Source organism: Dolosigranulum pigrum ATCC 51524 (assembly GCF_000245815.1).
GTDB classification, from domain to species: Bacteria; Bacillota; Bacilli; order Lactobacillales; family Carnobacteriaceae_A; genus Dolosigranulum; species Dolosigranulum pigrum.
Genome location: NZ_JH601103.1, coordinates 1,284,555 through 1,298,796, shown reverse-complemented (window position 1 = coordinate 1,298,796; position 14,242 = coordinate 1,284,555). Strand labels below are relative to the sequence as shown.

The window sequence follows — 14,242 nt, the reverse complement described above, 5'->3', positions numbered from 1 at the left end:
GGGTTATTTAAGTGGGTTGCGTTTTAGGCGAAAGCACCGATAATGCCAGAAATACTGTAAAATAGCGTTAAGAAGACGAGAAAGCGTAAGGTGAACTGGGAGCGTTCCAAGTCGCGCTCATTGGTGACACGGTTGGGGCTTGGCGTCTGGATGAGGATGACGCCGAAGAGTAGAATACAGCCGTAAAAATAAAGTTGTGGGGCGAAAGCCATACTGAAGTATCCAGCTGGCCAGCCGAGTAAGGTAAGTCCATATAAGGTTCGTCGTGACATATTATCTGCCTTTCTGTTAAGGTGTAAAAATTAATGGGATTAGCGGGGTGTTTCTGACCAGAGTGAATAATTCGCTGGTTTGACCGTCGTGGATGATACATGCAAAGAACGCATGGTTTCAGGGATTGCATCAATTAAGCGTGATGGTAAGACGACATATTGAGTGCGATAGAGTTCATCTGCAATGGTGCTGTGTAAGAAGACGGCACTTAAGATGGCTCGGTTCAGTTGGTTGTATTGGCCGGATAATCCAGCAATCATTCCGGCTAATGTATCGCCCATACCACCCGTTGCCATCCCGGGATTGCCCGCTGTATTCGTCCAGATGTGATCTGAACAATAAACTTCGGTTCGGTGCTGCTTCAAGACAATGATTGCGTCAAGTTGATCGCGCCAGGCTTTGTTCTGTGAAGGGTCTTGTGCATCGGGAGTAAGTCCCGTGATACGTTCCCATTCGCCTAGATGTGGTGTGAGAATGAGTTGAGCGGGATGCGCTTGATGGTCTAATTGGGCATAATAGTAGAGCCCATCTGCATCGATAATGAATGTTTGGTGGCTGGAGACGGTTTCCCACGTGTGTTGGAAAACGGTTTTGGCTTGCGGACTGCGACCTAGACCTGGGCCGATTAAGATGGTATCTGCGGCGTTGATTTGTTCGGTTAAGGCGTCCGTATCATGCATATCCACGCACATCATTTCTGGTTGGGCACTATGAATAGCGGAGAAGCCACTCAAGTGAGTTGCTACGGTAGTCAGACCTGCTCCAGCGTGTACACATGCGCGCGCTGCTAGAATAATTGCTCCCGTCATCTGAGACGAGCCGCCGATTAATAACACCCGCCCATACGTTCCTTTATAACTATTATCCTCACGCTCCGGCAACCATGCCCGTACTAATTCACTTGTAATCTCTCGCATGCGCTCACCCCTCAGCATTCTCTTGTCCTAATAAAGTCACCCCTATATTATCACATTTCCCGTCGCTATGCCAATGTAGTGAAGTGTCCAGTAAGACTATGGCTGTATTTACAAGTGTTAATGGAAAGCAGTACAGACGTAATTTGCTTGAGAAGCATTTCCCTATAAGTTATAATTATATTATAGATAAAATCAAAGAGGTCAAGGGCTAATGGAAGTGTTAGATAGTTGGAAAAGAGTGAATAAAAAAAATCGAAAATTTGCAGATATTTTCGGATATCTTTTGGTATATCCAATGTATCCAAAAGCAGCAATCATTGGTCCTCAAAAAGAAAGTGACCAATTCGAAGAAAAATTAGACAAATGTATCGCAGATAAATATGATTATTTCGCCGATGAATATGGGTATGATAGTGAAGAAAAAAGAAAACGTATTGAGACAAATAAATACGTATTTTATGATTAACACAAATGAAATTAAATAATCAAGCATCTATCCGAGTGGGTAGGTGCTAATTTTTTTGCATAAATATCAGTTGGAACTAGATTAATGAGGAAAAAAGGTGTACAATGAAGTTGATAGATAAGAAAGGGCTTTAAATGAAGTGGAAAAAACTATTTGACTTGCCAGATAAAGTTAGAGAGGCGCTTTACTATGGATATTATGACAAAAATGAATAATGAAACGTTAACTTTTATAAGAATAGTGTTACCATGGGCATCTAAAGAAATAGAAGAAAATGGTGGAACTACGTATTTTTTCAAAGAAAATACACCAGACTATATACTAGAACTATTTGAAGAAATAAAGTCCGAAGTTGAATTTAAGATTAATTGATATAGGGATTCTTAGTAGTTATCAGGAAGTTACTAATATGAATATGAGACAGAATAAAGAATTACTAAAAAATTAAAAGTAAACTAATTTTTAAAGTTAATAATTAGGGTAAATTAGGTAACATATTGAATAAATATTATTAAGTAAAGTAGAAGGAGTACTGAAATATGGACATGGACGTGAAACCGAATAATGAAACAATGGTTTTCTTTGATAAAATTGATCCATGGATTAAACGAATAAAATTCGATAAAAATGATGATATGTTATATATATTTCAAGATGATACTCCGAAAGAGGTATTTGAGTTGTTGGATCAGATCCGACCAGAATTAGGGTTTGACGTTATCATTGTAGACGAATAATCAGTAGTATAAATTAAATATAAAGCATCTACCTTAATGGGTGGGTGCTATTTTTGTACATAAAATAAGAAGGTGGAGAGGAGTTGTGTAATTGTAAGCAGTAGCATATTACTTTGTTCAACTGGGAATTCGTGATAAGATAAGGAGAGAGTGAATTATACTGAGGAGGAATACAATGGTTGAATCAACAATTAATTGGAAAGAACAAGCTCAGAAGTATCAAGAAGCGTTCTTGGAAGATTTGAAGGATCTATTGCGAATTGATTCGGTGCGTAAGGATGATGAAGCAACGGATGAATTCCCGGTAGGGCCAGGACCAGCTATTGCGTTGAAGAAGGTGTTGGAGCTTGGTGAACGTGATGGCTTCAAGACAGAACAATTCGAGAACTGGGCCGGACATATCGAATATGGTGAAGGTGATGAGATTCTTGGGATTCTCGGACACGTCGATGTGGTCCCAGTTGGCACAGGTTGGGATACAGATCCGTTCGAGCCAGTGATTAAGGATGGGCGTCTATATGCACGTGGCGCTAGCGATGATAAGGGACCAACCATGGCAGCTTATTATGCGCTGAAGATGATTAAAGATCTGGACTTACCTATCTCGAAGAAAGCACGTGTTATTATTGGAACTGATGAAGAGAGTGATTGGCAAGGAATCAGTCACTATCTAGAAGTGGCAGAAGAGCCAGACTTTGGGTTCTCACCGGATGCGACGTTCCCGATTATTAATGGGGAAAAAGGGAATCATACGATTGAATTAGAATTTGCGGGAACGAATGAAGGTGGCGTTCAGCTGGTCTCGTTCGATTCTGGACTTCGTGCGAATATGGTCCCTCAAGATGCTGAAGCAGTTGTCTTTGCTGAGAAAGCAGACTTGCTGAAGGAACAGTTCAACGCGTATCTCGAGAATACAGATGCTAAGATTCGTGGAGAAGCGTTAGTCAAGGACAATAAAGTGGAACTGAAGGTAGTCGGTCAGGCCGCTCACGGCTCTAAACCGCAAAGTGGTGTGAATGCTGCGACCTACTTAGCAGATTTCTTAACATCTGTAGATTTAGCGGGTGGTGCGAAGACATTCGTTCATGTAGCGAAGACGTACTTGCATGAGGATCCGTTCGGTAAGAAGATCGGTGTCGATCATGAAGATGATGTGATGGGCAAATTGACCTTGAACTCTGGTATTTATGACTTCAAAGATGGGGAGACAGCAACGATTAATATCAATATGCGCTACCCACAAGGCACGACACCAGAAGCGATTGAAGAGCAGTTCAATCAAGCGCTCGCTGATGAAGATGTGAAAGTTGTACCACAACCCGGTGGAAAAGGGCCACATTACGTACCAAAAGATGATCCATTGGTAAAAACTTTACTTGATGTTTATGCACGTCAGACAGGTCTGGAAGCACATGAGCAAGTAATCGGTGGGGGGACGTACGGACGCTTGATGAGCCGAGGAGTTGCATACGGGGCGATGTTCCCAGATAGTATCGATACGATGCACCAAGCCAATGAGTTTATGGCAATCGATGACTTAATGAACGCTATGGCAATCTATGCGGAAGCCATTTATGAATTATTGAAATAACAACGAATCACTAGCGACTAAGAGCCATTCATGGAGGAGAACTTCATGGGGGCTCTTATTTGTCTTATTATAGGAAAATGAAGCTCTTCAAGATAAGTCGGACATGTGGTGAACTCCGACTTATATAAACCGCTTCCTAACGACAATCTTACGATAAAATAAACATTAATGAGAATAATTATCAGTTGCTAGTAAAAATATAAATGCTTGCATTATCTTAGGAGTAAGCGGTTAATTAAGTTAGCAATTCAATAAATTAGTATGTTCATATGTCTATTTATGAGAAACCATAAAGAATCTTTCGAAAAAATTAATGTAAGGGCTTTAAATTTGAATAGAAACATGATACACTGTAAGTAGCAAAAAAATAAAAAGGGGTGGTCATTGTGACTGATGAACTGAAGAAGACGCCTTTATACGACTATAATGTGAGCCAAGATCTGAAGTTGATTGACTTTGGGGGATGGGCGCTACCAGTAAAATATACCAATATTCAAGAAGAACATCATGCTGTGCGGGAAAAAGTGGGGATGTTCGATGTATCGCACATGGGTGAGATTTTTATCACGGGTGAGAAGGCGACTGAATGGATTAATGGCCTGATTACAAATGACTTGACGAAGATGTCCGTGAATCAATGTCAATATACGGCGCTAACTTATGAAGATGGCGGGATGATTGATGACTTGATTTTCTTTAAATTTGCTGAAGATAAGTATTATGTGACACCGAATGCGTCGAATAAGGATAAGGTATTGAAGTGGTTGCAAGATCATAATGATGGGTCGGTGGAGATTGATGATCAATCCGACGATACCGGTTTAATTGCACTACAAGGGCCCGATGCGGAAGCTGTCTTGAGTAAGGTGACGGATACGGATCTGAGCGAGATTAAGTTCTACCGCTTCAAGCCGGCTGTGCAAGTAGGTGAGGTAGAGACCATCTTAGTGTCACGGACGGGCTATACCGGTGAAGATGGGTTTGAGATCTATGTACCGGGTGAGAAGTTAGAAGATGTTTGGAAGTTATTGTTAGAAGCAGGCGAAGCGTTCGGGTTGCAAGAATGTGGACTCGGAGCACGTGATACGTTGCGATTGGAAGCTGGCTTACCGCTTTATGGCCATGAGTTCAATGAAGAGGTTGATCCGTTGACTGGTGGCATTGGGTTCTTCGTGAAGTTGAATAAGGAACAAGCTTTCATCGGTCAAGAGGCACTGAAAGAGATTAATGGTGAAGAGAAGTCAGAGCGCGTGTCACGTGGGTTCGATGTGACGGGAAAAGGTATCGTTCGTGAAGGTGCTAAGGTCTTACTTGATGGCGAAGAGATCGGGGAAGTCACCTCGGGGACAAAATCACCTACCTTGGATAAGGCAATCGGAATGGCAATTGTTGATCGAAAAAAAGCACCAATCGGAACGGAAGTCGAATTCGAAGTGCGGCGTCGAACTATTCCAGGGATTATTACAAAAAAAGATTGGCTAAAACGATAAATGATAAAAGTAGACAACTGATAACATAACTAAGAAAGGAATGGGTATCATGGCGAACAAGCGATTTTTTACAGAGGAACATGAATGGATTGAAGTGCTAGAGGCAAATCGTATTCGGATTGGGATTACCGACCATGCGCAAGATGAGATGGGTGACGTTGTGTTCGTGGAATTACCGTTCGAAGATGATGAATTCGAAGCGGGAGAAGATTTTGCGATGGTGGAGTCCGTTAAGTCTACTTCAGAGATCTTCATTCCAGCAGCGGGTCGCGTAGTTGCAGTTAATGAGCAATTAGAAGATGAGCCGGAGTTAGTGAATGATTCACCGGAAAATGAAGGCTGGATTGCGGAGTTTGAGCTAGAAGAAGACTTCGATGGTAGTGAATTGATGGATCGTGTGGCTTATGATGAATATTTAGACACACTGTAAGTCTAGGCAATTGGTAGGCCTCTAAGTAAAGGAGTGTTAAATGTGTTCAAACACAGATATTTACCTATAACGGAACAAGATCGAAAAGACATGTTAGAGAAAATCGGTGTGGAGTGTGTGGCGGAATTATTCGAAGATATTCCGGTTTCCTCGCAATCGGAGAGTGGTCAAGGAAGTCGTATTCCTGAGGCTATGAGTGAGTTAGAGTTAATGCGTCATATGAAAGACTTGGCGGGCAAAAATGCAACCGCTAGCACGCATGCGATGTTCTTAGGAGCTGGGGTGTATGACCACTTCATTCCAAGTGTCGTTAATCACGTGCTCTTGCGCCAAGAATTCTTCACGGCCTATACACCGTATCAGCCAGAAGCGAGCCAAGGAGAGTTGCAGGCATTATTTGAGTTCCAGTCGATGATTGCTGAGCTGACAGGAATGCCGATTTCGAACTCCAGTCTGTATGATGGGTTTGCAGCGCTAGGAGAAGCAGGGAACTTAGCAGTTGGTGCTGTGCGCAAGACGAACCGTATTCTCGTATCAGAGGGGATTCACCCGCAAGCGATTGAGACACTGAAGACGTACGGTTATGCTGCGAATTATGATGTGGAGCCAGTTGGAATGGCTGGCGACGTGACTGATTTGGCTGAACTAGAAGAGAAGATTGATAAGGACTTGTCAGCTGTTGTGATCGGTTATCCGAACTTCTTAGGGTCCATTGAAGCTATTCATAAAGTGAAAGAACTACTGGATGGGACAAAAGCTTTACTCATTGTTGTCGCTAATCCGCTAGCCTTGGCAAAGTTAGAAGCACCGGGCAAATTAGGAGCTGATATTGTGGTTGGAGATATGCAACCGCTTGGGCTTAATATGTCATTTGGTGGTCCTCACGCGGGCTTCATGACGGTGACGAAGAAATTGATGCGTAAGATGCCAGGACGTATGGTAGGACAGACCGTCGATGAGAATGGCGATCGAGGCTTTGTGATGACCTTGCAGACACGTGAACAGCACATCCGTCGTGAGAAAGCGACCAGTAATTACAGTTCCAATCAAGCCTTATTTGCCTTGGCATCTGGCGTCTTTATGTCGGCGATGGGTAAAGAAGGAATTGTCGAGATGGCTCAACAAAATATTAATAAATCGCACTACTTCAAGCAACAGTTGCAAGAAGCCGGTTTTGAGATTTTCAACGAGCGACCACTCTTTAACGAATTTGTCGTAAAAGTAAGTAAGCCAGTGGAAGCGATCAATGATGCCTTATTCGAGGAAGGATTCATTGGTGGTTATGATGTTTCTGATTATGTTGAGAGTAGTGAAGCCGTCTTATTGTGTGCCACTGAGAAGAGAACGAAAGAAGAAATCGATGCATTCGTTGAGAAATTTGCGGAGGTGGCTAAATAATGTCAACAGTAGTATATAATGACTTGATTTTTGAAATATCTAGCCCGGGTCGAACGGCTTATAGTTTGCCGGCTAATGATGTGGATGATTACGATTTGCAAGCAGACTTACCGGAAGAATTGGTTCGAAAAGAAAAAGCCGAGCTACCGGAAGTGTCTGAGTTGCAATTGATGCGCCATTACACGGGCTTAGCAGACAAAAACTTCGGGGTTGAGACGGGGATTTATCCACTTGGGTCGTGTACGATGAAGTACAATCCGAAAATTAATGAAGATATTGCGCGTTATGATGGTTTTGCGAATATTCATCCACTACAAGATCCAAAGACGGTTCAAGGTGCGCTGGAGCTAACGTATAACTTACAAGAGTATCTAAAAGATGTTACTGGTATGGATGCGATCACGCCACAACCCGCTGCCGGAGCACAAGGCGAGCTAACCGGACTTTTAATCGTGAAGAAATATCACGAAGAGCGTGGTGAAGGCAAGCAACGGAAGACCATCCTAGTTCCGGACTCAGCGCACGGAACGAACCCAGCAACCGCTGCTGTCTGTGGTTACGATGTGCTAGAGATTAAATCAACGGAAGAAGGTCGTGTGGATCTAGAAGCACTGAAGGCAGCAGTTGGTCCAGATACAGCGGGCTTAATGTTGACAAATCCCAATACAGTGGGTATTTTCGAAAAAGATATCGATGAAATTACAACGATTGTCCACGAAGCGGGTGGGTTGCTTTACTATGACGGAGCGAATGCGAATGCAATCTTAGGAAAAGCAACACCGAGACAGATGGGCTTCGATATTGTTCACTTAAACTTGCACAAGACTTTCAGTGGCCCACATGGAGGTGGAGGTCCAGGTTCAGGTCCCGTTGGTGTCGTCGAGAAGTTGGAAAAATACTTGCCCAACCCGCGTGTGCTTAAAGAGGGGGAGCAATATGTTATTGATCGTTCCAGTGAGTCGTCAATCGGCCGCTTAAAAGGATACTTCGGTAACTTTGGTGTTAATGTTCGGGCATATAGCTATATCTGTTCGTATGGTATGGCTGGCTTGAAGCAAGTATCTGAAGATGCGGTCTTGAATGCGAACTACTTGAAGGCACTCTTGGCACCACACTTCGATACACCATTTGACGCCCATTGTAAGCACGAATTCGTCCTCAGTGGAAATCGTCAGAAAAAAGCCCACAATGTCAATACGAAAGATATGACCAAGCGCTTGCTTGACTTTGGCCACTATGCACCGACAGTGTACTTCCCACTTATTGTCGATGAATGTATGATGATCGAGCCGACCGAGACAGAATCGAAAGAAACATTGGACAATTTTGCCAATACATTGATTCAGATTGCCAAAGAAGCCGCTGAAGATCCTGAAACGGTCCAAACAGCGCCACACCGTACACCAGTTCGCCGTCTAGATGAGACAACTGCGAACCGGAATCCAATCATCACCTATGAAAAACCGTCCGAAGATAATGAAGAATAATCAATAATATATTGTGTCAGTTATATCCTCTTGCTATAATGATGTGTAGCAAGAGGATATTTTTATAGAAGGAGCAAGATAGAATGAGTCAATTAATTTACTTCGCAGCACCGTTATTTACCGAGATGGAGCAACGTTATAATGCGTATGTAGTCGAGCGGATTCGAGAGCAGTACGGGGAGGCGGTTGACGTTTACTTACCGCAAGAGAATGAAGCCATTAATGATAAGTCTGGGTTTGCTGATTCGGTGACAATTGCCCAAGGAGACAATGCTTATCTTGAAAAGGCGGACCTAATCATTGCAGTCTTAGATGGCGTTACGCCAGACAGTGGTGTTTCAGCAGAGATTGGATATTTTTATGGTATGAAAAAGCCCATTCTCGGGCTCTATACGGATATGCGCCAAGGTACGCACGGTAATCAAGCTAAGATCGATGCGCTCGATGAAATAGCAGAATCGCAATTTTCGTACATCAACTTGTATACAGTTGGCTTAGTAAAGCAGCGAGGAAAGATTGTGACGAGTTCGGATGAATTAATTGATGAGATCGGAACTTATCTATCAAGCAAGTCATAATGAACAAGTCTATCGAGCAATTATGAGGAAGTGTATATGAGGAGAGGTGTCGCTGTGTCCAAGCTTAACTGGTCGAAGATTGAATTTGTATGGCGTGGTGTGTTAGTTGGAAGTATTGTTGGGTTCGTTATTTCATTATTTCGTTTGGGACTACATTATGCATTGACGTTTGTATTTTGGGCCTATGAGTACATGAATGAACATCCATGGTGGATTATTCCTTGGGTGCTATTAAGCCTTGTTGTGGCAGGCATTGTGATCAAGCTCGTTCAAGACGAACCTGATATAAAGGGATCCGGTGTTCATGATGTTGAAGGTCATCTAGAAGGCGTGATACAACTGGATTGGTTTTCGGTATTGTGGCGAAAATTTATAGGTGGAATATTAGCGATTGGGTCAGGCTTAGCATTAGGACGCCAAGGCCCCGCTATTCAAATTGGAGGAATGGTTGGCTTAGGCTTACATCAGGCGATTGGCGGTAATCGGTCACAAGAAAATATTATGTTATCAGCAGGTGCCGGAGCTGGGTTGGCTGCGATTTTTAACACCCCAGTATCTGGTATAATGTTTATGATTGAAGAAGTTCATCATAAATTATCTACTTCATTAATTTTAACCACATTTTCAGCTACTGTTACAGCTAATTATATTACGAGTTATTTCTTTGGGATTAATCCAGTTTTATATTTTGATGTATTGGAATTCTTCCCGATGCATTATTATGGGTATTTAATTGGAATGGGAATTATATTAGCGATAGTTGGAAAAATTCATAAAGAATTAGCCATGATGATTCCTAATTGGTTACAAAAATTACCCATCCCCTCATATGCTTTGCCCGTGTTATCTTATTTGATGATTATTCCGGTGGGGCTGTTTTTGCCGATGTTACTAGCTGGAGGGTCTAATCTGATTATTAGTTCAGGATCAGGCGATTTTTCGGTGCGAATATTGTTGGCTCTAGCCTTAGCGCGATTTGTTTTAATGCATGCTTCTTATGATACGGGGGTTCCTGGCGGTGGGTTTACGCCGGTGTTAGCTTTAGGCGCTTTACTTGGTGGAGCTTTTGGAACGGTGCTGATTAATCAAGGATATGTAGATGAGATTTTTTTGAGGTCATTTGTAGTGTATGCGATGGGCGGTTTTTTGACATCATTCACGAGAGCCTCATTAACAGCCGTGTTCTTAATGATGGAATTAACAGGTTCAGTGACTCACTTGATGCCACTTGCTGTTGTAGGATTAACGACGTATACAGTCTCAGAAATGCTTAATTCAGAGTCATTCTATCGCATGGCCTTATTGAAAAAAATCAATCAAATGCCATCTGCGTTAGTTGGGGCGATTGAGTCGTTCGAGGTAGTGGTTAATCGGAATAGTGCGTTAGATCAACAGGCTACAGATGAATTGGATATGCCGACTGGAAGCCAGATTGTCAAGATTTCGCGCCATATGAAGGAATTCATCCCACGCACATCAACCGTTCTACAAGCCAATGATATATTATATATTCAAGCAGACTCAGAGATGATCCATCAAACAATGGAGTATATACAGCAACTGAATAGTTATAATGTAAAAAAATAAATTCAAAAAAACCAAACAGTATGATGTTTGGTTTTTTAGGTGAGAGATAGGCAATATGTCGAAATAGATTAGAGATATAATAACAGGTGTGTTATAATCAATGGTGGATTCTAGTTGAGGAGGCGTATTGTGGACGGATTATTACCTTTATGGAAAGAAAAAGGCATGACCAGTCATGATGTTGTATTTAAATTACGCAAGATATTGCGCACGAAAAAAATCGGACATGCGGGCACATTAGATCCTGATGTGGATGGTGTATTGCCGGTTGCGATCGGAAAAGGGACAAAAGTATTAGAGTTCATGGTGGATTCTGATAAGCGCTACATAGGAGAAGTGACGTTAGGAATAGCGACAACAACAGAAGATGCGAGTGGAGAGATCATAGAACAGATAACGATTTCCCCAGGTGAGTTAGATGAAGCAGCAATTGATCAAGCTTTAGCTACTTTTATTGGTCAGATTCAGCAAGTTCCCCCGATGTATTCAGCAGTGAAAGTGAAAGGGAAACGATTGTATGAATATGCTCGTGAAGGGATTGAAGTTGAGCGTCCGGTTCGTCAAGCCATGATACATAGCTTTAAGCGAACTTCATCCGTGACCTATGAGAATCAGATGGCGCGCTTTTCTTTTGAAGTCCATTGTGGGAAGGGAACCTATGTGAGAACCTTAGCCGTTAATCTAGGCGAGCAGTTAGGATATCCGAGTCATATGTCCCAACTAACGCGAACATTAAGTGCGGGTTTCCAGGCAGAAGCTGCGGTAACCTTGGCAGAAGTTGCCGAATTACAAGTGGCTTCTCAGTTAGATCAAGTAATCCAACCGTTAGAGACAGGTCTCTCTCATTTAGAAACAATGCATTTAACCGATCAACAGTGGTCTCAAGTGCAACATGGCGCTGTTTTTAGACAGTCAGACTGGCCCGTTCAGTCATATCCAGTCGTCTGTTATTACCAAGATCAAGCAGTAGCGATCTATGAAGAACATCCGTCTAAAGCAGGATTAGTGAAACCAAAAAAAGTCTTACGAACAGAAGTGTAGGTGTAAAGAGTGGAAGTAAAAAAAATAAATCATCCGTATAATCCCGAGATGATTCATGATGAAGATATTGTATTAATTTTAGGCTTCTTTGATGGCGTACATAGTGGGCATCAATCCGTCATTGAACAAGGTGTAAAATTAGCGACAAAACATAACTTGAAGGCTGTTGTGATGACCTTTAATCGGCATCCATCACTTGTTTATGATAAGTATGATCCGATTAAACATGCCTATTTAACGATTGATGAGCGTAAGGAAGAATTGATGCGGTCTCTTGGTGTCGATATTCTCTATGAAGTAGGGTTTACATCGAGGTTAGGGGCTCTCTCACCAGAAGAATTTGTAAAACAATATATGATTGACTGGCATGTACAATATGTGGTAGCTGGGTTTGATTATACATACGGACCTGGCGAAGTTGCTAATATGGAGAATTTGCCAGAATATGCGCAAGATCAGTTTGAAGTCGTCGTTGTCCAGAAAAAAGTTCAACAAGGTGAAAAAATTAGCTCTACCCGTATTCGTAAGCTGATCGCAGCAGGAGAAGTAGCAGAGGCGAATAGATTACTGGGGTATTATTATCAGACGACTGGTTATGTGGTACATGGTGATGCGCGTGGCCGTGAGATGGGCTATCCGACTGCCAATATTGCCTCGCACCCTGATGTCTTTATTCCGAAGAATGGGATTTATGCGGTTTTATTTAATGTTTGCGGCAAATGGTACGGTGGTATGGCCTCGATCGGGTATAATGTGACATTTGGCTTCCGCAATAATTATTCTTTGGAAGTAAATATTTTTAACTTTGATCAAGAAATTTATGGCGAAGATGTCAAGATTAAGTGGATTAAATACTTGCGTGAGGAAATCAAGTTTGATGAAGTGGATGAATTAATTGCTCAGCTTGATCGAGATAAAGAAGAATCATTAGAGATCTTAGGTGAGATTGATAAGACGATGATGATGTAAGCTGGTCGAATAATCATTAAAATCAGGTCTAAGCACACTAGATATAAGCTGAAAGTTAGTTTTTATCGGTCTTAGGGCTGATTTTTTGGTATTAGTCAAAATTAATCAAACGTAAGTATTGACATAGTGAGCAGAAATTGTTACACTTATTTATGGAGTTAGCAGTCACCCGTTGTGAGTGCTAATTCTTCTCAAAAGAATAAATGAAACGTGTTGTTTGAGGATGATAACCATGCTAACAGCCAGACAATTATTGATTTTAGAGTTTATTATTCAATATTTTACGCTTGAGGGAGAAGCAGTTGGCTCTAAGACGATTGTGGATCAGACAGATATCAATGCAAGTTCTGCAACGGTTCGCAATGAGATGAGTGTGCTAGAAAAAGAAGGCTACATTCAAAAGACACACTTATCATCAGGAAGAATTCCTTCCTTAAAAGGTTATCGCTTCTATCTAGATTACTTGATGACCCCGGAGAAGATTTCAGATGAACATCTGAGACGGATTAACCAAGCTCTAGATCAGCAAGTGAGTCAACTGAACGAGTTAGTGAAACAGTCAGCTCGCATTTTATCGGAGTTGACCAATTATACAGCCATTGTCTTGGAACCCAATCGAGCTGGTAGTCAGTTGAGCGAGTTTCGAATGATTCCTGTCAGCAAGCATCAAGTGATGTTGATCTTGCAGACAACACATCAATCGATGGAGAGTATGATCTTTCATCTGAGTGATGAGATGGATTTGGTCCATCTGCAGCAGTTAAATCAACTATTTAATGAACAATTAGTTGGCTTAGACTTGCCAAGTGTTATTCGCAAACTTCAAACTGATATACCATTATTGGTAAAACAACACATTGCACCAGCGCAACACATTTTACGACAAGTTGAGCACAGCTTGCATACCATCCAACAGAATCAAATTTATGTATCAGGTAAGACTAATTTGTTGGATTTTATGGAAGAGCTGAATCGCGAACAAGTGAAGGATCTGTTCAATTTGTTGGATAATCAAGAAGCAAAGTTAAGCCATTATCTTCACCCCTTGTCGCAAGATATTGAAGTGAAGATGGGAGCTGAGTTAGATAGCGATATGTTTAATAACTTAAGTCTCATTACGGCCACTTATCATGTGGGCCAGTTCGGTCAAGGAAGAATTGCACTGCTTGGACCGACGAATATGGCTTATTCCAAGACATTCGGACTGATGAATGCTGTCCGGAACGAACTTTCTCAAGCGGTGTTGAACTATTACTTTCAATAGAAATGAGGGATTTT

15 protein-coding genes are annotated in these 14,242 nt (G+C 41.9%); 13 read left to right on the top strand and 2 right to left on the bottom strand.

Annotated features, from left to right (window positions below; genetic code table 11):
• Window positions 1-23: 23 nt before the first annotated feature.
• Window positions 24-272, bottom strand: coding sequence for a hypothetical protein (locus HMPREF9703_RS08980; RefSeq protein WP_142970582.1), 249 nt, complete (start codon window positions 270-272; stop codon window positions 24-26).
• Between the two features lie 39 nt (window positions 273-311).
• The gene (locus HMPREF9703_RS05940) at window positions 312-1,190 is read right to left on the bottom strand and encodes an NAD(P)H-hydrate dehydratase (protein WP_004636386.1); all 879 of its coding nucleotides are present in this window, start codon (window positions 1,188-1,190) and stop codon (window positions 312-314) included.
• Between the two features lie 211 nt (window positions 1,191-1,401).
• On the opposite strand from HMPREF9703_RS05940, the gene HMPREF9703_RS05935 reads away from it, so the two are divergent.
• From HMPREF9703_RS05935 to hrcA, 13 genes are all read left to right on the top strand, one after another.
• Entirely contained in the window at window positions 1,402-1,656 is a 255-nt protein-coding gene (locus HMPREF9703_RS05935) for a hypothetical protein (protein ID WP_004636383.1), read from the top strand.
• A gap of 189 nt (window positions 1,657-1,845) precedes the next feature.
• A complete protein-coding gene (locus HMPREF9703_RS05930; protein WP_004636382.1) occupies window positions 1,846-2,028 on the top strand; it encodes a hypothetical protein in 183 nt (60 codons plus the stop codon).
• Window positions 2,029-2,195: 167 nt separating this feature from the next.
• On the top strand, window positions 2,196-2,393 hold the full coding sequence (locus HMPREF9703_RS05925) for a hypothetical protein (RefSeq protein WP_004636380.1): 198 nt from the start codon (window positions 2,196-2,198) through the stop codon (window positions 2,391-2,393).
• A gap of 175 nt (window positions 2,394-2,568) precedes the next feature.
• The gene (pepV, locus tag HMPREF9703_RS05920; protein WP_004636379.1) at window positions 2,569-3,984 is read left to right on the top strand and encodes a dipeptidase PepV; all 1,416 of its coding nucleotides are present in this window, start codon (window positions 2,569-2,571) and stop codon (window positions 3,982-3,984) included.
• Between the two features lie 386 nt (window positions 3,985-4,370).
• Window positions 4,371-5,474, top strand: coding sequence for a glycine cleavage system aminomethyltransferase GcvT (gene gcvT / locus HMPREF9703_RS05915; protein ID WP_004636377.1), 1,104 nt, complete (start codon window positions 4,371-4,373; stop codon window positions 5,472-5,474).
• Between the two features lie 49 nt (window positions 5,475-5,523).
• Window positions 5,524-5,904 carry a glycine cleavage system protein GcvH gene (gcvH, locus tag HMPREF9703_RS05910; RefSeq protein WP_004636375.1) on the top strand — a complete coding sequence of 127 codons (381 nt, stop codon included), beginning with the start codon at window positions 5,524-5,526 and terminating at the stop codon, window positions 5,902-5,904.
• 42 nt (window positions 5,905-5,946) lie between these two features.
• Window positions 5,947-7,302, top strand: coding sequence for an aminomethyl-transferring glycine dehydrogenase subunit GcvPA (gene gcvPA / locus HMPREF9703_RS05905; RefSeq protein ID WP_004636374.1), 1,356 nt, complete (start codon window positions 5,947-5,949; stop codon window positions 7,300-7,302).
• Entirely contained in the window at window positions 7,302-8,789 is a 1,488-nt protein-coding gene (gene gcvPB / locus HMPREF9703_RS05900; RefSeq protein WP_004636371.1) for an aminomethyl-transferring glycine dehydrogenase subunit GcvPB, read from the top strand. The genes gcvPA and gcvPB overlap by 1 nt, the downstream gene beginning before the upstream one ends.
• An 83-nt stretch (window positions 8,790-8,872) precedes the next feature.
• On the top strand, window positions 8,873-9,367 hold the full coding sequence (locus tag HMPREF9703_RS05895; RefSeq protein ID WP_004636369.1) for a nucleoside 2-deoxyribosyltransferase: 495 nt from the start codon (window positions 8,873-8,875) through the stop codon (window positions 9,365-9,367).
• Window positions 9,368-9,421: 54 nt separating this feature from the next.
• The gene (locus HMPREF9703_RS05890) at window positions 9,422-10,954 is read left to right on the top strand and encodes a ClC family H(+)/Cl(-) exchange transporter (RefSeq protein ID WP_004636367.1); all 1,533 of its coding nucleotides are present in this window, start codon (window positions 9,422-9,424) and stop codon (window positions 10,952-10,954) included.
• Between the two features lie 129 nt (window positions 10,955-11,083).
• The gene (gene truB / locus HMPREF9703_RS05885; RefSeq protein ID WP_004636366.1) at window positions 11,084-11,995 is read left to right on the top strand and encodes a tRNA pseudouridine(55) synthase TruB; all 912 of its coding nucleotides are present in this window, start codon (window positions 11,084-11,086) and stop codon (window positions 11,993-11,995) included.
• Between the two features lie 9 nt (window positions 11,996-12,004).
• Window positions 12,005-12,964, top strand: coding sequence for a riboflavin biosynthesis protein RibF (gene ribF / locus HMPREF9703_RS05880; RefSeq protein ID WP_004636363.1), 960 nt, complete (start codon window positions 12,005-12,007; stop codon window positions 12,962-12,964).
• A gap of 232 nt (window positions 12,965-13,196) precedes the next feature.
• A complete protein-coding gene (gene hrcA / locus HMPREF9703_RS05875; protein ID WP_004636362.1) occupies window positions 13,197-14,228 on the top strand; it encodes a heat-inducible transcriptional repressor HrcA in 1,032 nt (343 codons plus the stop codon).
• Window positions 14,229-14,242 lie beyond the last annotated feature (14 nt).

Coding starts and splice junctions, on each gene's coding strand:
- HMPREF9703_RS08980 (WP_142970582.1), bottom strand. CDS start 272: ATGTCACGACGAACCTTATATGGACTTACCTTACTCGGCTGGCCAGCT.
- HMPREF9703_RS05940 (WP_004636386.1), bottom strand. CDS start 1,190: ATGCGAGAGATTACAAGTGAATTAGTACGGGCATGGTTGCCGGAGCGT.
- HMPREF9703_RS05935 (WP_004636383.1), top strand. CDS start 1,402: ATGGAAGTGTTAGATAGTTGGAAAAGAGTGAATAAAAAAAATCGAAAA.
- HMPREF9703_RS05930 (WP_004636382.1), top strand. CDS start 1,846: ATGGATATTATGACAAAAATGAATAATGAAACGTTAACTTTTATAAGA.
- HMPREF9703_RS05925 (WP_004636380.1), top strand. CDS start 2,196: ATGGACATGGACGTGAAACCGAATAATGAAACAATGGTTTTCTTTGAT.
- pepV (WP_004636379.1), top strand. CDS start 2,569: ATGGTTGAATCAACAATTAATTGGAAAGAACAAGCTCAGAAGTATCAA.
- gcvH (WP_004636375.1), top strand. CDS start 5,524: ATGGCGAACAAGCGATTTTTTACAGAGGAACATGAATGGATTGAAGTG.
- gcvPB (WP_004636371.1), top strand. CDS start 7,302: ATGTCAACAGTAGTATATAATGACTTGATTTTTGAAATATCTAGCCCG.
- HMPREF9703_RS05895 (WP_004636369.1), top strand. CDS start 8,873: ATGAGTCAATTAATTTACTTCGCAGCACCGTTATTTACCGAGATGGAG.
- hrcA (WP_004636362.1), top strand. CDS start 13,197: ATGCTAACAGCCAGACAATTATTGATTTTAGAGTTTATTATTCAATAT.